20 protein-coding genes are annotated in these 16,898 nt (G+C 38.3%); 9 read left to right on the top strand and 11 right to left on the bottom strand.

What is annotated here, in order from left to right:
- The first annotated feature begins 103 nt into the window (after positions 1–103).
- Complete coding sequence (locus B494_RS0106580; protein WP_017471589.1) at positions 104–814, top strand: DUF554 domain-containing protein; 711 nt, start codon at positions 104–106, stop codon at positions 812–814.
- Here B494_RS0106580 and yyaC read toward each other — a convergent pair.
- Complete coding sequence (gene yyaC / locus B494_RS0106575; protein WP_017471588.1) at positions 807–1,394, bottom strand: spore protease YyaC; 588 nt, start codon at positions 1,392–1,394, stop codon at positions 807–809. The genes B494_RS0106580 and yyaC overlap by 8 nt on opposite strands.
- A gap of 78 nt (positions 1,395–1,472) precedes the next feature.
- On the opposite strand from yyaC, the gene B494_RS0106570 reads away from it, so the two are divergent.
- The 8 genes from B494_RS0106570 to B494_RS0106535 all read left to right on the top strand — a co-directional run bounded on the left by B494_RS0106570 (position 1,473) and on the right by B494_RS0106535 (position 8,076).
- Entirely contained in the window at positions 1,473–2,495 is a 1,023-nt protein-coding gene (locus tag B494_RS0106570; RefSeq protein WP_017471587.1) for a YkvI family membrane protein, read from the top strand.
- 46 nt (positions 2,496–2,541) lie between these two features.
- Complete coding sequence (locus B494_RS0106565) at positions 2,542–2,733, top strand: DUF951 domain-containing protein (protein ID WP_017471586.1); 192 nt, start codon at positions 2,542–2,544, stop codon at positions 2,731–2,733.
- Positions 2,734–2,940: 207 nt separating this feature from the next.
- Positions 2,941–4,041, top strand: a complete 1,101-nt coding sequence (gene ychF / locus B494_RS0106560; protein WP_017471585.1) for a redox-regulated ATPase YchF — start codon at positions 2,941–2,943, stop codon at positions 4,039–4,041.
- A gap of 165 nt (positions 4,042–4,206) precedes the next feature.
- On the top strand, positions 4,207–4,497 hold the full coding sequence (rpsF, locus tag B494_RS0106555) for a 30S ribosomal protein S6 (protein ID WP_017471584.1): 291 nt from the start codon (positions 4,207–4,209) through the stop codon (positions 4,495–4,497).
- A 12-nt stretch (positions 4,498–4,509) separates the two neighbouring features.
- Positions 4,510–5,001, top strand: a complete 492-nt coding sequence (gene ssb / locus B494_RS0106550; protein ID WP_017471583.1) for a single-stranded DNA-binding protein — start codon at positions 4,510–4,512, stop codon at positions 4,999–5,001.
- Positions 5,002–5,021: 20 nt separating this feature from the next.
- The gene (rpsR, locus tag B494_RS0106545; RefSeq protein ID WP_017471582.1) at positions 5,022–5,255 is read left to right on the top strand and encodes a 30S ribosomal protein S18; all 234 of its coding nucleotides are present in this window, start codon (positions 5,022–5,024) and stop codon (positions 5,253–5,255) included.
- A 508-nt stretch (positions 5,256–5,763) separates the two neighbouring features.
- Positions 5,764–7,083: an electron transport complex subunit RsxC gene (rsxC, locus tag B494_RS0106540; RefSeq protein ID WP_017471581.1), complete on the top strand. Its 1,320-nt coding sequence runs from the start codon at positions 5,764–5,766 to the stop codon at positions 7,081–7,083.
- Complete coding sequence (locus B494_RS0106535; RefSeq protein ID WP_017471580.1) at positions 7,084–8,076, top strand: RnfABCDGE type electron transport complex subunit D; 993 nt, start codon at positions 7,084–7,086, stop codon at positions 8,074–8,076. It begins immediately after the preceding gene.
- A 302-nt stretch (positions 8,077–8,378) separates the two neighbouring features.
- Here B494_RS0106535 and tkt read toward each other — a convergent pair whose 3' ends face one another.
- The 10 genes from tkt to B494_RS0106490 all read right to left on the bottom strand — a co-directional run bounded on the left by tkt (position 8,379) and on the right by B494_RS0106490 (position 16,890).
- Positions 8,379–10,382 (bottom strand): transketolase, encoded by a 2,004-nt coding sequence (gene tkt / locus B494_RS0106530; RefSeq protein WP_017471579.1) that lies wholly within the window; start codon positions 10,380–10,382, stop codon positions 8,379–8,381.
- A 92-nt stretch (positions 10,383–10,474) separates the two neighbouring features.
- Entirely contained in the window at positions 10,475–11,569 is a 1,095-nt protein-coding gene (locus B494_RS19065) for a galactitol-1-phosphate 5-dehydrogenase (protein WP_051128224.1), read from the bottom strand.
- A gap of 34 nt (positions 11,570–11,603) precedes the next feature.
- Positions 11,604–12,269 carry a ribulose-phosphate 3-epimerase gene (gene rpe, locus B494_RS0106520; protein WP_017471577.1) on the bottom strand — a complete coding sequence of 222 codons (666 nt, stop codon included), beginning with the start codon at positions 12,267–12,269 and terminating at the stop codon, positions 11,604–11,606.
- Between the two features lie 27 nt (positions 12,270–12,296).
- Positions 12,297–12,449: a hypothetical protein gene (locus B494_RS21150; protein ID WP_169315495.1), complete on the bottom strand. Its 153-nt coding sequence runs from the start codon at positions 12,447–12,449 to the stop codon at positions 12,297–12,299.
- Positions 12,450–12,463: 14 nt separating this feature from the next.
- On the bottom strand, positions 12,464–12,919 hold the full coding sequence (gene rpiB, locus B494_RS0106515) for a ribose 5-phosphate isomerase B (RefSeq protein ID WP_017471576.1): 456 nt from the start codon (positions 12,917–12,919) through the stop codon (positions 12,464–12,466).
- A 19-nt stretch (positions 12,920–12,938) separates the two neighbouring features.
- The gene (gene deoC / locus B494_RS0106510; protein WP_017471575.1) at positions 12,939–13,610 is read right to left on the bottom strand and encodes a deoxyribose-phosphate aldolase; all 672 of its coding nucleotides are present in this window, start codon (positions 13,608–13,610) and stop codon (positions 12,939–12,941) included.
- Between the two features lie 16 nt (positions 13,611–13,626).
- Positions 13,627–14,658 (bottom strand): zinc-binding dehydrogenase, encoded by a 1,032-nt coding sequence (locus B494_RS0106505; protein ID WP_017471574.1) that lies wholly within the window; start codon positions 14,656–14,658, stop codon positions 13,627–13,629.
- Between the two features lie 68 nt (positions 14,659–14,726).
- Positions 14,727–15,989 carry a PTS galactitol transporter subunit IIC gene (locus B494_RS0106500; RefSeq protein ID WP_017471573.1) on the bottom strand — a complete coding sequence of 421 codons (1,263 nt, stop codon included), beginning with the start codon at positions 15,987–15,989 and terminating at the stop codon, positions 14,727–14,729.
- Positions 15,990–16,118: 129 nt separating this feature from the next.
- On the bottom strand, positions 16,119–16,406 hold the full coding sequence (locus B494_RS0106495) for a PTS sugar transporter subunit IIB (RefSeq protein WP_017471572.1): 288 nt from the start codon (positions 16,404–16,406) through the stop codon (positions 16,119–16,121).
- Positions 16,407–16,422: 16 nt separating this feature from the next.
- Entirely contained in the window at positions 16,423–16,890 is a 468-nt protein-coding gene (locus B494_RS0106490; RefSeq protein ID WP_017471571.1) for a PTS sugar transporter subunit IIA, read from the bottom strand.
- Positions 16,891–16,898 lie beyond the last annotated feature (8 nt).

The raw sequence follows: 16,898 nt of genomic DNA, 5'->3' as shown, positions 1-16,898 counted from the left end.
TATACGTTAAGGAGAAAATATTATTCAAAAATTATAGAAGAACCTTGAACGATGTCATTTTGTAATGTTTCACGTGAAACATCTGCTTTAAAGGGGGGAGATCATGGCTTTAACAGGCACATTAGTAAATGGATTCGCAATTATTCTAGGTACACTATTGGGGCTGTTTTTTAGAAACATTCCTGAAAAATTTAAAGAAACCGTATTACAAGCTGTTGCATTAGCAATCTTATTAATGGGTTTAGACATGGCCTTACAAGTTAACTATATTATCTTTGTCATTATTGCTCTAATGGTTGGTGGCATGATAGGGGAAGTGTTGAAGTTAGAAGCAAAATTTAATAAGTGTGGAGAGATGATAGCCAAGCTTATTCATTCAGGTCAAATGCAGTTAAAAATAACACAAGGGTTTATAACAGCAAGCTTAATATTTGTAGTGGGAGCCATGGCTATTATAGGTGCATTAGATAGTGGTTTGCGTCATGATCATGATCTGCTGTTTATTAAGTCGATATTAGATGGCTTTACTGCTCTTGTACTAACAACGACATTAGGTTTTGGTGTTGGCTTATCAGCTATCCCAGTCGTCCTATATCAAGGAGCGATAGCTCTTACAGCAACACGTATTCACCAATGGATTCCAGATTTGCTTTTAGATGAATGGATTATTGAAATTACTTCAACAGGGGGATTACTTATTGTTGCTATTGCTTTAAATATGTTAGGTTTAACAAAAATAAGGATTGCAAACTTGATTCCAGCCCTAGTTGTGGTATCAATTTTATTAGTGGGTTATCATATCTTGATTAGTTGATTTGTTGTTTGCGCTTATCAATATAGTTGCGCTGAAGATAAAGAAATGATCTGGCGATGGTTTCTGCTAGTTCCATAACTAGATGTAGACGTGTGTTTTGCAATGTTAAATAGTCAACAGGTGTTGATGCATTGACAATACCAGTAATGTGTAAATGGCCGACTTCAGGCAACTTTTTCTTAAGTGCTAAGCCAGGTTTCAATGGTCCAACGCTCGCTGTAATTTTACCGATTGAAGTCGCTCTGCCCAAACATGCATCAATAGCAATAATAAATGCATGTGGATGTGATTTGTTAATTCTGCTAAGTTCATCAGTTAAGTTCAAGGCATGCACTGGTTTTTTTAATGTTCCGTAAACATGAAAACGGGTCAGTCTCCATTTAGATAAATGGGTTCCAGTTATAGGTCCTAAAGCATCTCCGGTGGATCGGTCAGAACCGATACAAACAATAACAATATCAGACTTATCTTCAGGTAACCATTGATAAACAAAATCAGCAATTTCACGATATACGAAATGTTTCTGGTAATGCCATTTTTTACTTATTGACCTCGACTGATTTTGATCAGTTAATTTCATAGTTTCCATACCTCCATCATATTTTTATTAGTATACGATTATCCACAAACATCTATACGTGAAAGATGGAGGAACAATATGGGGAAAAGCTATCAATGGACGTTTTTAATAATGGGTACGATGATTGGAGCCGGTTATGCTTCTGGTCGAGAGCTATGGCAATTTTTCGGACCAAATAATGGACAAGCAATTATTATATTTTCAATACTATTTACCATTAGTTGTTACACGATTATGTCAATTAGTTATCAACAGCAAACGAACCATTATATGCCGACTTTAATGATCATTGTAGGGAAGAGGATAGGGTTGTTTTATGATATCGTGATTTTAATTTATTTGTTTTCGACAACGATTATTATGGTGGCGGGCAGTGGTGTGACGTTCCAAGCGTTTGGTATTCCAAATTGGGTTGGGATTATCTTTATTGTTAGTATGATTTTATGGACTTTCAGTTTAAGCCTTGATGGTATATTAAAAATGAATGGTGTTTTACTGCCAATATTATTATTAGCATTAATTGGCTTATTCTTATCTTTTTTAAATAGCCCTAACTTAGCAACGCCGACTATCATTACCGGTGTAGGCAGCTGGCTACCTGCATTTCCATTTACAGCTTTAAATGTTCTGCCTTTAATTTCTGTGTTATCGACGATTGGTCAGAAGATAACTTCGAAAAAAGAAATTGCTTTTGCAAGTCTGTCAAGCGGCTTGATATTAGGAGGACTATCTTATCTTTATTATCATAGTCTTACGATGATTGCTACAGATATTAATCTGTATGAAATGCCTCTTTACGGTATTCTCGTTCATTTCTCATATGCTATTAAAGTTATTATGACTTTGTTTTTGTGGTTGGCCATTTTTACAACGGCTGTGGCTGGTATGTTAGGTTTAACAGCACGTCTGCAGTCACGTTTTCTAGTTAGCCAAACAAGATTAACATTATATCTTTTATTGGTGATCACGCCGTTGGCTTTTATCGGCTTCCAAACATTAGTTGAACACCTTTATCCTTTTTACGGTATGATTAATTTATATTTACTATTTCGTTTGCTCATATATCCATGTAAAAGTTGGTGCAAATGTCGGGATACATGATAAAATGCTACTAGAGCATAAACGGTTTGGAAGGGGAGGTTCATCAATGAAAAAAACATATCAACTGAATGATATTGTTGAAATGAAAAAACCACATCCATGTGGTGAAAATCGTTGGAAAGTTATTAGAATGGGAATGGATATCCGTATCAAGTGTCAAGGTTGTGAACATAGTGTTCTCGTTCCACGCAAAAAATTTGAAACGAAATTAAAGCGTGTCATTCAATCTGCTGACTAAATGTTTCACGTGAAACATTTAGCGAAATTTAATATTTCATTAAAGTAAACAAGCTATTTTGACTAAACTTTTAATTATATACGAAAAAAAGTTTATTTCAGTTGATTAAACGTTGGATTTGTAAACTTGTGTTATAATCAATTGAAAATTATAATGTAAAAGAAGTAACGTTCATGTGAGCGGTTATCCTTAAGGAGTGGAAGTTGTATGGCATTGACAGCAGGAATTGTTGGTTTACCTAACGTTGGGAAATCGACATTATTTAATGCGATTACTCAAGCAGGGGCAGAATCAGCAAATTACCCGTTTTGTACGATCGATCCAAATGTTGGAATTGTAGAGGTACCTGACCAACGTTTAAACAAATTAACAGAACTAGTTAAACCAAAGAAAACAATACCAACAGCCTTTGAATTTACCGATATCGCCGGTATTGTTAAAGGAGCAAGTAAAGGAGAAGGACTTGGTAACCAATTCCTTTCTCATATTCGTCAAGTAGATGCAATTTGTCATGTTGTGCGTTGTTTTCAAGATGATAATATCACGCATGTTTCTGGAAGTGTTGATCCAATTAGTGATATTGAAACGATTAATTTAGAACTTATCCTTGCAGATCTAGAGACGATTTCAAAACGTATTCAACGGGTTGAAAAATTGGCTCGACAAAAAGATAAAGAGGCAGTTATAGAATTTGAGATTCTATCAAAACTAAAAGAAGCTTTCGAGGATGAGAAACCTGCCCGATCTGTTGATTTCAATGAAGACCAAGAGAGGTATGTTAAAGGGTTACATTTACTTACGCAAAAACCGATTCTATACGTGGCTAATGTAGGTGAAGATGAGTTAACAGAAGCTGATCAAAACCCTTTTGTGAAAAAGGTACAAGCATTTGCTGAGCAAGAAAATGCGAATGTTATTATGATTAGTGCTAAAGTGGAGTCAGAAATTGCCGAGCTTGATGGTGAGGAAAAGGAAATGTTTCTAGAAGAATTAGGGATCCCAGAGTCTGGTTTAGATCAATTGATTAAAGCGACCTATCAATTGCTTGGATTAGCGACATATTTTACAGCTGGGGAGCAAGAGGTCAGAGCATGGACATTTAGAAAAGGAATGAAAGCACCACAAGCAGCTGGGATTATTCATACAGACTTTGAACGTGGTTTTATTCGTGCAGAAACGGTCTCCTATGATGATCTTGTTGATGCGGGTTCAATGGCAATAGCTAAAGAACGGGGTAAAGTCCGGTTAGAAGGAAAAGATTATTTAGTCAAGGATGGCGATGTCATCCATTTCAGATTTAATGTGTAATGATAGTGCCATGCGTTAATAGTGAAGATAGTAAGTTGTTTCTGTTCTAAACACTTGCTATTATTTGATTTTTTTGTTAGAATATTTGATTGTGAGTAATGATATATTACTCCTTGTTCTTTGGTGATCCAAAGAGCCGTTAAGTCCAAAAGGAGGTGCAAACGGATGAGAAATTATGAAATCATGTACATCATCCGCCCAAATATCGAAGATGAGGCTAAAACGTCTGTAATTGAGCGTTTTAACAGTATCCTTACTGATAATGGTGCGGAAATTGTCAAAGTTGATGAGAAAGGCAAGAAGCGTCTTGCTTATGAAATCAATGACTATCGTGATGGATACTATGTTGTCATTAATTTTAAAGGCGATGAAACTGCCATCAATGAATTTGATCGTTTAGCAAAATTCTCAGATGATATTATTCGCCACATAGCTATTCGTGAAGACGATCAATAAGGAGGGGTTCTCATGTTAAATCGTGTCGTACTTGTCGGCAGATTAACGAAGGATCCAGACTTACGCTATACTGCGAGTGGAGTAGCAGTAGCTAATTTCACCATTGCTGTAAACAGACCATTTTCCAATCAACAAGGAGATCGTGAGGCAGACTTTATTAACTGTGTCATTTGGAGAAAGCCAGCTGAAAACTTAGCGAACTACATGAGTAAAGGTAGTCTCGTTGGTGTTGATGGTCGTATCCAAACAAGGTCTTACGATGGACAAGATGGAAAACGTGTTTTTGTTACAGAGGTTGTAGCTGATACTGTCCAATTTCTTGAACCTAGAAATAGTAACAGTGGATCTGCACCAAAAGGTGGCGGGCAAGGGTCTGGAAGTTATCAATCAGAGCAACACCAGAACCAACAACAAGCGCCAAACAACACATTTAATCAACCAACTGGCTCTCCTAATGATAATATGGAGCCAATTGATATATCAGATGATGATTTACCATTCTAATAAGTAAAGGAGTGTTTTAGATGGCACCTCGTCGTGGTGGACGTTCAAAACGTCGCAAGGTATGTTATTTCACTGCAAATGGCATTACACATATTGACTATAAAGACGTTGATTTGCTAAGACGTTTCGTTTCAGAACGCGGGAAAATTCTTCCTCGTCGTGTAACGGGAACTTCTGCAAAATACCAACGTAAATTAACAAGAGCAGTTAAACGCGCACGTCAAATGGCATTATTGCCATTCGTAAGCGAATAACATCTTTTAAAATACCCTTTAGACTGTTTGACTATTATTAGTCTTCTCGTCTAAGGGGTATTTTTTGCTTTGTTGTAAGCTAATTATCTAGTCGTATTCCTTTTAAAATAAACGCCTGAATGATGTATTAATAATCACATAAATCCAACTCAATCAGTGCGCGTTTTACGCACGGTCATCTGTGATGAAATAATTACTAGTGTTGAAGATACGGATTCACTTAACGGAATACAATAATTACCACACTATAATTATGACAAACATAACCACTTTCATCCTAGTGAAAAGCAGGTTTAAAACGCTATCAATTTAGGGTATATAGTATTTAATAAGATAGAATTAATATAGTATACTATTTTATAATATTTATAAACAAATAAAGTGTAAATTTTAAAAAAATATGTTATAAGTAAATGAGTAAAGAGCAAGATAGCTCTTTTCAGATGTAGTTAAAGTACGTAATTGTTAGTAAGCAACGTTGACGTTGTAAGGAAAGGAAGGTCATGCCATGTTATTACAGTTGATGAAAAAAAGAGAAGGGGCATATACCGTAGAGAGGAAGAGGCGTACAGAACATAAACCTACTGAAGAAGCCTCTGTCCCAGAATACCTCATCTATCCACTGAGCATGCACATTGGTGCACCCGCAAAACCAGTTGTCGAAAAAGGAGATTACGTTAAAATTGGTACATTAATAGCAGAGAAGGAAGGGTTTATTTCTGCAAATGTGTATGCCTCCATTTCTGGCCAAGTAAAAGAAATTTCTGATCAACCCACTATGAATGGTAAAGGTCCTTGTATTGTTATAAAAAATGATTATCAAGATGTCTATGAAGCACCTCTTTTAAGTGAAGGTGAAGAACTGACAGTAGATCAAAAGAAATCATTAATTGAACAAGCTGGTGTAGTTGGAATGGGCGGTGCTACATTCCCAACTTCAGTAAAACTATCCCCTCCACCTGAAAAATCAATTGATACGTTAATTATAAACGGTGCTGAATGTGAACCGTACTCTACTTCAGATCATCGTTTAATGGTTGAATATGCTGAACAATTAATTGAAGGGATACGGGTGTTACACGAAGTATTACCAGTAACAAAGACGTATATAGCAATCGAATCAAATACACATGAAAGTGTTGCTGTGATGAAAGCAGCGATTGAAGACGTTGATCATATTGAAATCAAGGAGCTAGAAACGATCTATCCTCAAGGATCTGAGAAAAGCTTAATCAAGAACTTAACTGGAAGAGAAGTCCCTCCAGGTGGATTACCAGCAGATGTTCATACCCTTGTTACAAATGTAGCAACAACATTTGCGATCTATGAAGCTGTACGCTTAGGGCGTCCGTTAACCAAGAGGATTACGACGATAACCGGTGAGCCAATTAAAGAGCCTAAAAACCTTTGGGTCAGAATAGGTACCCCGATACAGCATTTAATCGAGGAATGTCAGGGTTTTCAATCAAAAACAGGTAAGATGATCCATGGTGGACCGATGATGGGAAAACCGCTTACGTCAGGACAAGTTCCCATTACAAAAGGTTCCTCTGTCATTACCTTTTTGGAAAAGGAAGAGGCGGTAAGGTCTGAACGTACGCCATGTATTCAATGTGCAGAATGTCTTCATGTATGCCCCGTTAGCTTACAGCCAATTCTTATTAGCAATGCCTATGAAAATGGTGATATAGATCAAGCTGAGAAATTAGGTGCAATGGATTGTATCGATTGTGGAAATTGCTCTTATATTTGCCCATCCAAAATACCGCTATTAGATAATATTCGTTCTGCAAAATCAGAAATAAAAGCACGCAAGGAGGATAATTAAATGAGTAATACAGTGTCTTTAAACACAGAGAAGCTCCTTCATACACCATCACCTCATTTATTCTCAAAGCGTAGCTCAGCTTGGATTATGCAACAAGTTTTAATAGCTTTGTTGTTTCCAGCTATCGCGGCTACTTATTTCTTTGGCTGGCGAGTACTCTTAATGATAGCGGTTGGTATCATTTCAAGTGTGGGATTTGAGTATGCTTATCAAAAGTTACGAGGTCTAACTATAACCATCTATGATTATAGTGCAGCAGTAACAGGTATGTTAATTGGTTTAAGTTTACCGGTCACGGCACCTTGGTGGAGTATTATTGTAGGTAGTGCTTTTGCCATTCTTATTGTAAAGCAATTACCGGGGGGCATTGGCCGAAATGCATTTAATCCAGCCGTAGCGGCTCGGGTGATGTTAAAAGTATTCTTTACACCTTGGATCACCAATTGGGTCACACCAGAGCCTGATGTGATATCTATTGCTACGCCTCTTGAGTATGTGGGGCATTTTTCTAGAACAGTACCAGAAGAAGTTCCAGGCTTATGGGATTTGTTTATCGGTACTGGCTTGGGAGGGAATGTTGGTGAAACGTCGAAGTTAGCCATTTTAATTGGTTTAATTTATTTAGTTGTACGTGGGATTATCAATGTAAAGATTCCGTTGTTATATATTTTAACGGTTGCTATTATTACATCCATATATGGTGATTACAGCTTCACTTACATGATGACACATGTGTTAAGTGGAACATTATTTTTTGGTGCCACATACATGGCAACAGATTACAGCTCAGGTGCATTAACACCAGATGGTAAAACGGTGTTTGCAATAGGTTGCGGTATCCTAACGGCTGTGATACGTATTGTCTTTAATTTCCCTGGCGGGGTTGGATTTGCGATTTTAATTATGAATGGTTTAGCACCGCTCATTGATAAACATTTAGCGCCTCGTATTTATGGTCATCGAAAAAGACCGGCACAGGAACATCAGTTATAGACAGCTATCAATCTTTATAAAACGAACCTTTAATTATTAGCCATTTTCGCTCGTTTCGCACGGATGGGTTGTTGAGTAAATCAGGTCATTAGTAGTCGTTAGCTCTCGCTTAAATAGATGAGCTCTATCATCTCGTTCGAAGCGGGCATTTTACGGACGGTTATCTTGGAAAAGAAAAGGCGTCGATCATAGGTGATCGACGCCTTAATTATACTTAGGGTAGTATGACATTTAGTGTAATGATCATGGTTGTTGGTAGGCCTGATAATGACTAATCTGTATTTCAAATAACTACAGTCTGTTTATAAAATAGATAAAACGCTATCTACAATATTATTAACAGTAAATCCGTATTTCTCTATCATTAACTCGCCTGGAGCAGAAGCCCCAAATTCATCTATTGCGACAATCTCACCTTCAAAACCGATGTACTTATGCCAAGGTTGTGAAATACCCATTTCAATGGCAACACGCTTTCGAATCGCAGGAGGTAAGATCGACTCTTGATATTGTAGTGACTGCATGTCAAAACGTTCAAATGATGGCATGCTAATAACAGCAGCATCTATTTGTTTTTCAGATAATAGGATTCGCTTCGCCTCAAGAGCTAAATGAACTTCAGAACCTGATGCTAATAATAGGACATCTGCTTGATCATTCACACTTGGAGAAAGTAAATAAGCGCCTTTTGCTACTTTATCATGGATACCGGCTTCTGTTTCGGATAAGCAAGGTAAATTTTGTCGTGACAATACAAGAGCCGTTGGAGTGGTCGTTGATTCTAGTGCTAGCTGCCATGCAGCATTGGTTTCATTGGCATCAGCTGGTCTAATAACAGAAAGATTTGGTATCGAACGTAAAGCAGCTAATTGTTCAATCGGTTCATGTGTCGGTCCATCTTCACCAACAGCAATACTATCATGAGTAAATACATAAGTAACGGGCAGTTTCATAAGTGCGGCAAGGCGAATCGCTGGTCGTAAATAGTCTGAAAACACAAAGAACGTCCCTGCAAATGTTTTGACCCCACCATGTAGAGCAATGCCGTTCATGGCCGCCCCCATAGCAAATTCTCGTACACCATACCAAATATTCTTACCTGCGTAATCTTGTCTTGAGAATACGCCACTAGTTGTTATGTTTGTTTTGGTTGAGCTAGCCAAATCAGCGGAGCCACCAAAGAAATTTGGCAGCGCTTTTGCAATAACGTTTATCGCATGACCGGAAGCTGCCCGTGTCGCAATCGACTGCTCTTTATTATATTTAGGGTACATGTCAACTAGATCATGAGGAATCACGCCATCGATACTATCTTCTAACTGTTGAGCTAAAGTTGGATGTGCTTTTTTGTATTGACTGAATAATTGTTCCCAAGCTCCTTCTTCTCGTTCGCCTTTTGTACCGACAACCTTTTGGAAATGTTGATATACACTTGCTGGTACAAAGAAAGATTGTTGAGATGGCCAATTATATTGCTTTTTAGTTAATTCAGCCTCTTCTTTTCCTAATGGGGCCCCATGGGCTTGAGACGTACCTGCTTTATTTGGTGATCCATAGCCAATCGTTGTTTTTACTTCAATTAAAGTTGGTCGTTGCTCATCTGCCTGTGCCTCACTGATAGCTTTAGAAATCTCGTCAATATTATTGCCATCATTAACATAAATATATTGCCAATCGTAAGCTTTGAAGCGCTGCTCGATATTTTCAGAAAAGGAATGATTGAGAGCGCCATCGAGGGAGATATCATTTGAATCATAGAGTACGATGAGCTTTCCTAAGCCTAAATGGCCTGCTAGTGAGCAAGCTTCTGAAGAGATACCTTCCATTAAATCACCATCACCACAGATCGAATAGGTAAAGTGATTAACTATATTAAAGCGGTCTTGGTTATACGTTGCTGCTAAATGTTTTTCAGCCATCGCCATTCCCACTGCGGTTGCGATGCCTTGGCCTAAAGGCCCTGTAGTAGCATCTACGCCAACGGTGTGGCCATATTCTGGATGGCCGGGTGTTTTACTACCCCATTGACGGAAATCTTTCAAATCATCAATGGTTATCCCATAGCCGGATAAATGGAGCAAGCTATAGAGTAACATGGACCCGTGACCTGCTGATAGTACAAAGCGATCTCTGTTAAACCAATTTGCATTTAACGGGTTATGTTTTAAATGTTTTGTCCAAAGTGTGTAAGCCATCGGGGCTGCCCCTAAAGGCATACCTGGATGTCCAGAATTAGCCTTTTCAATTGCATCAATCGATAAAGTACGGATCGTATCGATGGCTTGTTGATCAAGTGAATTTGTCATGTTGTTTCCCTCACAATCTTTAATAGAATTTAATACTGCTCAAGATAAGGTTTCTAACTCGTTTATATTAAAAGAATGAAATGGCCGCTGCATTAAATAAGCTGTTGGAAATGTTGATAAGGGTTGATCATTTGTGATCCTGCGTCAAGCTCAGGATAAAAAATAACTTTACTGTAAGTATAGGTTTTATCTGATATTTGTTTAAACAGTTCTGGCCCTTGCTTAAGTGCTAAACGATCAGATATGATGGGTAATATATTTAACTGACCATTATTTAAATAGTGAAGCGTCGTGTGCCATTCCTTTCCAGGAAAAGGGGCAGACAAGCCATTCCATGAGCCAATGACTTTCAGTTCATTTCTTACGACTTTTTCAAAATAAAAACGCTCTATGTTAACATCACTATAAGGAATACCTAAATAGAGAACTTGCCCGCCTTTTCTGCAAAGTGCAAAAATCTCCGCAGAGGTTGCGGGTGAACCTGCAGCTTCAATAGCCAAATCTACACCGTCGGTCCAATCGCGTAGCTTTTGATATGCGGTTTCTTGGCTAGCATTTATTAATATGTCTGCACCTAGTGTTTTGGCCAACTCTAGCTTTTCCTCATCAACATCAATCGCATAGATCGTCTTGGCTCCAAATATTTTAGCCCATTGAATAGCTAACAAACCAATACTTCCACAACCTACAATAGCAACGTCTGCTCCAGGTTGAATATTCGTTTTGTAGAGGCCGTGTAGAACGACAGCAGAAGGTTCTATCATCGCTCCAGAATCATAGTCGATGGCATCTGGTAGTTTAATGATATTCTCGGCTGGTAGTTTTGTATATTCAGCATATGCACCGGGTTTCTTTGATCCAATCACAGTTAGATTTTCACATCTTGAATACTCAGCTTTTTGACAGCTTTTGCAATGACCACAATATAATGCGGGGCAACCTGCTACCCTATCTCCAACCTGAATTTGAGTAACCGATTCGCCGACGGCAACGACTTCTCCTGAGAATTCATGGCCAAACACCATCCCAGGAACATAAGGTCCTAATTTGTTATAACGTGAAATATCTGATCCACAAATCCCAACAGCTTTCACTTTTATAATGACATCATTTTCTTGTTGGATAGCAGGAGGGGCTGTTTCTTCAAAACGAATGTCTTGTCGTCCATATAATTTTAGAGCTTTCAGATCGATCAAATCCCTTCTTACAAAGTCATATTGATTAGTGGCTAGCTTCCTGCATCATGTTTTTAAACTGTGTAATATTACGGTCTATTGGCTCATCGTTGTATATGGCTGACCCTGCCACAATGACATTAGCCCCTGCTTTAATGACTGCATTCACATTTTCTGCAGTAATTCCGCCATCAACTTCTATATCTATTGCTTTATTTGTTTTAGTGATCAACTCTTTTAATTCTTTAAGTTTTTCAAGTGTGTTTGGAATAAATGTTTGACCACCAAAGCCAGGGTTTACTGACATAAGTAGAACCATGTCAACATCTTCCAAAATAGGCGCTAACATTTGTACTGGGGTGGCTGGATTTAAAACGACTCCCACCTTAGCTCCAACATCTTTAATATGTTGAATCGTTCTGTGTATGTGAGGACAAGCCTCTAGATGTACAGAAATGATATCTGCTCCAGCGTTGACAAAGTCTACGATGTAACGGTCTGGGTTTTCTATCATTAAATGAACATCAAATTTAATGGGTGAATATAACCGGATAGCTTTAACAATATCTGGACCAAGTGTGATATTAGGGACAAAATGTCCATCCATCACATCGATATGGATCATATCAGCACCAGCTTCAGCTGTTTCCTCAACAATTGGACCTAATTGAGCGAAATCCGCCGCTAATATTGATGGAGCAAGTTTAAGCATCTTTAATCCCTCCTCATTGTTTACATTTTAGTCAGCTGATTTGTGATTGTACTTTCGAAATAAAAAGATCAAAGCAGATCCGACAACGATGCTATTAAATAAAAATTGATGGTCAATATAAAACTGACTAATCGAACGCCCGAATGGTCCTAAAGCAAAGTCTAGTAGTGCTTCTATCAATTGAATCAACCTTTCTATCCATCGATTTCTTGTTCAAACCTTGTCATGTAATCAATTCTCTTTTGATGTCTTCCATGTTCAAATGGCGTCTTTAACCAACAGTCAATCGCGTCGACAGCTGTTTTTGAATCAAGTACACGCGCACCAAGACATAGGATGTTCGCGTTATTATGCGCACGTGTGGCTGTCGCTGTAAACTTATTGTGTGCAACAGCGGCTCTAATGCCTTTTACTTTGTTGGCCATCATTGACATGCCAATACCTGTGCCACAGATCAATATGCCAAGTCGTTGCTGATCCTTTGTTTGAGCGACCGCTTCAGCTACATGCTTAGCGATCGGTCCATAATCAATGGCGTCCGCTGTATACGTTCCAAAATCTTCGTAATCTATCTTCTGGTCTTTTAGCCAATTGATGACCTCCTCCTTTAATTCGTAACCGCCATGGTCACTGCCAATAATAATCTTCATTTCACTAAACCACCTTTAGTTAATAACTTTGTGTTGAGGTCTTACCGGTAACAATCGAAATAGCACCACTTGTGCCAAGTCGATCGGCACCAGCTTCTATCATCTTCATTGCATCATTATAGGTGCGAATGCCACCTGCAGCTTTAACGCCAATTGTTGGCCCCACAATCTGTTTTAATCGCTTGACATCTTCTACAGTAGCTCCACCACCGTTAAATCCAGTCGATGTTTTAACGAAGTCAGCACCTGCCTCGCAGGCGATTTCAGCCGCTACTCGCTTTTCTTCTTGGGTAAGAAGTGCAGTTTCAATAATGACTTTAGTTAAAGCACCCTCGGCAGCTTTAATAACTTCAGAGATATCTTGCTTGACGAGATCATACAATTTTGATTTCATTGCACCTAAATTGATTAGCATATCAATCTCACTTGCGCCGGACCTTACCGCTTCTTTCGTTTCAAACACTTTTGTTCGAGTAGTAGCACTGCCTAATGAAAAGCCAATCGGTATGCCGATTTTAATGGGCTGATCAGCGAGCTGATGTTTAGCGAAAGAAAGATAATATGGATTAATAAACACTACATTAAATCGATATTGGATAGCTTCTTGACAAAATTGTTTGATCTCATTCCTTGTTGCGGTAGGTTTTAAAAATGTGTAATCTATCTTCTTTGTTAATGTTGATAAATCCATACGATCTCCCTTTCTCTTATTTGCTTGTTGTTAAAAGGATTTTAATTGCCTCTCCATCTTTAATTGCTTGATAAGCTTTGTCCCATTCAGTAATATCGAGCTCATGTGTGACTAAAGCTTTTGGTGTGACCTGTTGTTTATTCATGAGCTGTAATGAAGGTTCCCAGTCTCTCGATGTTTGACTTCTACTTCCATGTAAGCAAATTTCTTTCTGAATGATTTTTTCAAAATCTACAGGGATTTCAGGTTTTGAAAAAATACCAACTTGGATGTATTGCCCTTTCTTTCTTAGTAAGTCTAAGCCGAGTCGAACAGCAGGCACAGCACCAGAGCATTCAAAAACAACATGCGCACCATAGCCGTTTGTTAGTTCCGTAACAAGGGTATGGATATCTGTTTCTTCTAAATTAACGGCATAGTCTATTCCAAGTTGTTTCGCTTTATCTAATCGGATTTGATCATTATGAAGCCCAGCAATAATGACAGTGGCACCGAAAGATTTAGCCACTTGAGCTTGTAATAAGCCAATTGGGCCAGGGCCTAAAACAATCACGAGATCATTAGCACCAATAGTCGCTTTAGCTGCAGCATGATATGTGCAAGCGAGCGGTTCTGTCATTGCTGCCGCTTGATAATCAACATGTTCTGGTAGCTTATGAATGCTTTCTTTCCTAGCAATTAAATATTTAGTAAAGCCACCATTTTGTTGTGAACCTAGGCCTTTACGATGCGGGCAAAGATTATAATCTTCAGACTGGCAATATTGGCACTCACCACAAATTGAAAATGTTGTCTCTGAGGTGACGCGGTCACCGCGTTTAAATTCTGTTACATTCTCACCGACCTCAACAATTTCACCGGCAAATTCATGGCCAAGCGTCACAGGGGTCTTGACTTTGTAGTTTCCTTCGTAAGTATGAATGTCTGAGCCACAAATTCCAGCAAATTTCACTTCAATCTTAACTTGATCTTTATTAGGAGAAGGTTCATCAACCTCCGCAATTTCCAAGTGACCAAATCCAGGTGCTTTTTTGACTAATGCTTTCATCTTTAATCCCTCCTATGAATGCTTTCTTTATCTAAATGTCTCGTTATTTCAATTGATCTACTTCACTGTTAATTAAATATCGCGAACAATCGGTAAATGATATAGTTGATGACATTACCGCCTTGATCAATACTAGAAATTAAGTTTGTCCCCTCTGGCATGTTAAAATTCGCATCAACAGCCATTTCAGTATGGATCACGGCTACATCAGTTGCGATATATAATGAAAGGGCAATCACAACAGTCCCTACCAATACCGAGTGAACGATATTTCCTCTTGCTGCACCTACTATAAAAGCAACAATAAACGGAATGGTTGCTAAGTCTCCAAAAGGTAACAAGTTATTACCTGGTAAGAAGACCGCAATAGCTACCGTAATAGGAACGAGAATAAGTGCTGTTGAGATCACGGCTGGGTGACCAATAGCTACGGCCGCATCTAAACCGATATAAATCTTCTGTGCACCAAACCTTTTCTGTAAAAATTCGCGAGCCGATTCCGAAACAGGGGTTAAACCTTCCATCAGTATTTTTACCATTCTTGGCATCAATACCATTACCGCTGCCATTGCCATACCGATTTCAATAACTTGACCAATCTCATAACCTGCTAACAAACCTAAAGTAATCCCTAATATCAGTCCCATAAAGATACCTTCACCGAAGAGACCAAATCGTTTTTGAATAGTGTCAGGATCAGCATTTAATTTATTTAAACCAGGTATCTTCTGAATTAACTTAACGAGAGGTATACCGATGGGCGCATAGGAAATCGTACTACCTGTAGCAATTGAGATCCCTGGTAATCCGAAATAATCTTCAAGCATGGGTGCTGTATAGTCAGCAACTTTTAAACAAGCAATTTCAAATAGTAAAGCGGCGATTATTCCTTGAATAAGGCTTCCTGTATAGGTGTGAACCATCGCTCCAATAAAAGTGAAATGCCAAAAATTCCAAATATCTACATTCATTGTTTTCGTTGTTTTTGTAACTAACATAATAATATTTAAAATGATACCAACAGGGATCATGAAGGCAGCTATTGGAGAAGCCCAAGAGATCGATGCTGCTGCTGGCCATCCCACATCAATAACATTTAAATCAATCCCAAAACGCTCAACCATCCCTTGAGCAGCAGGACCAAGATTATTAACTAATAAATCAACGACTAAGAAAATCCCGACAAAAGCAACCCCTATTGTTAAACCCGAACGAAATGCTTTACTCGGTTTCTGTCCGAAAAGTAAGCCAAGTAAAAAGATGACAACAGGTAAGATAACGGTCGCACCTAAGTCTAAAAAGGCTTGTAAAAAATCTATCATACTTTGCATGGAAACTTCCTCCTTAAATATCTGTTTGTGTCTGAATGCATTTCTATTTCAACGCATTTATGCAAAGAAATCGATCCCCTTTGTTTTATACATTATCTGCATCTAGCTATCTGTAAAAAAGCTATGTTCTTACTCTTTTTTTAGCTCTTCAACAATGTCTTGTTTTACTTTGTCTAACCCTATACCTGTTAAGAAAGCTTGAGCATTAATGACAGGGAAAGGGTACTCTTTTTGAACGATGGTTGTACTCACGAGTAAATCGGCTGTTTCAACATAAGATGAAATTTCTGCAATCTTAATCTGGATTAAATTAACATCGATGTGATGAGCTTTCGCCAATTCCTCGAGCGCACCATTAACAACAGTTGAAGTTGCGATGCCAGCACCGCAAGCAACTAATACATTTTTCTTCTTCATTTGTCTTCACCTCCTTTCAATGGACAGCTAAGGCTGTTAATAATTTCTCTTTAATGATGGTCATATTCTCTTCTTCCATTAAAAAATGGAGCACAGCTTCATCTTGGAAAATACCCATTAAATTTTGTAAAAGTGTTAATTGGGAATGTTCTTCATCCATCGCAAGCATAAAAATGATTGAAACGGGTGTTGATTTACTGTCTTCCCCCATAATGCCGAACTCTACGGGCTCTTTAAGGACCCCTAATGCTAGCGCTTTGTGCTTAACATGGATAATATCGGTATGAGGAATGGCAACGGCGTGACCTTTGGTTGGTAATCCTGTTGCGTAACGCTTTTCTCTGTCAAGCACCGCATCGATATAGCTTGCTCTTACCGCGCCTTTATCAAATAGGAGTGTCGCCAATTGTGTAATTGCGTCCTCTTTTGATTGAGCTTCAAGATTTTTTAAAATAAATGATTCATCAAATTGTAAATGTTTCAAAAGGTGTT

The sequence above is a fragment of the Amphibacillus jilinensis Y1 genome (genome assembly GCF_000306965.1).
In the GTDB taxonomy this organism is placed as follows: domain Bacteria; phylum Bacillota; class Bacilli; order Bacillales; family Amphibacillaceae; genus Amphibacillus_C; species Amphibacillus_C jilinensis.
This window is presented reverse-complemented; position numbering and strand designations above follow the sequence as displayed.

What these genes read in the sequence shown, in the direction of transcription:
- yyaC (WP_017471588.1), bottom strand. Translation starts at nt 1,394, where the DNA reads ATGAAATTAACTGATCAAAATCAGTCGAGGTCAATAAGTAAAAAATGG.
- ssb (WP_017471583.1), top strand. Translation starts at nt 4,510, where the DNA reads ATGTTAAATCGTGTCGTACTTGTCGGCAGATTAACGAAGGATCCAGAC.
- B494_RS0106500 (WP_017471573.1), bottom strand. Translation starts at nt 15,989, where the DNA reads ATGCAAAGTATGATAGATTTTTTACAAGCCTTTTTAGACTTAGGTGCG.
- rpsF (WP_017471584.1), top strand. Translation starts at nt 4,207, where the DNA reads ATGAGAAATTATGAAATCATGTACATCATCCGCCCAAATATCGAAGAT.
- tkt (WP_017471579.1), bottom strand. Translation starts at nt 10,382, where the DNA reads ATGACAAATTCACTTGATCAACAAGCCATCGATACGATCCGTACTTTA.
- B494_RS0106505 (WP_017471574.1), bottom strand. Translation starts at nt 14,658, where the DNA reads ATGAAAGCATTAGTCAAAAAAGCACCTGGATTTGGTCACTTGGAAATT.
- deoC (WP_017471575.1), bottom strand. Translation starts at nt 13,610, where the DNA reads ATGGATTTATCAACATTAACAAAGAAGATAGATTACACATTTTTAAAA.
- B494_RS0106495 (WP_017471572.1), bottom strand. Translation starts at nt 16,406, where the DNA reads ATGAAGAAGAAAAATGTATTAGTTGCTTGCGGTGCTGGCATCGCAACT.
- B494_RS0106535 (WP_017471580.1), top strand. Translation starts at nt 7,084, where the DNA reads ATGAGTAATACAGTGTCTTTAAACACAGAGAAGCTCCTTCATACACCA.
- ychF (WP_017471585.1), top strand. Translation starts at nt 2,941, where the DNA reads ATGGCATTGACAGCAGGAATTGTTGGTTTACCTAACGTTGGGAAATCG.
- rpiB (WP_017471576.1), bottom strand. Translation starts at nt 12,919, where the DNA reads ATGAAGATTATTATTGGCAGTGACCATGGCGGTTACGAATTAAAGGAG.
- B494_RS0106570 (WP_017471587.1), top strand. Translation starts at nt 1,473, where the DNA reads ATGGGGAAAAGCTATCAATGGACGTTTTTAATAATGGGTACGATGATT.
- rpe (WP_017471577.1), bottom strand. Translation starts at nt 12,269, where the DNA reads ATGCTTAAACTTGCTCCATCAATATTAGCGGCGGATTTCGCTCAATTA.
- B494_RS0106565 (WP_017471586.1), top strand. Translation starts at nt 2,542, where the DNA reads ATGAAAAAAACATATCAACTGAATGATATTGTTGAAATGAAAAAACCA.
- B494_RS0106580 (WP_017471589.1), top strand. Translation starts at nt 104, where the DNA reads ATGGCTTTAACAGGCACATTAGTAAATGGATTCGCAATTATTCTAGGT.
- rsxC (WP_017471581.1), top strand. Translation starts at nt 5,764, where the DNA reads ATGTTATTACAGTTGATGAAAAAAAGAGAAGGGGCATATACCGTAGAG.
- rpsR (WP_017471582.1), top strand. Translation starts at nt 5,022, where the DNA reads ATGGCACCTCGTCGTGGTGGACGTTCAAAACGTCGCAAGGTATGTTAT.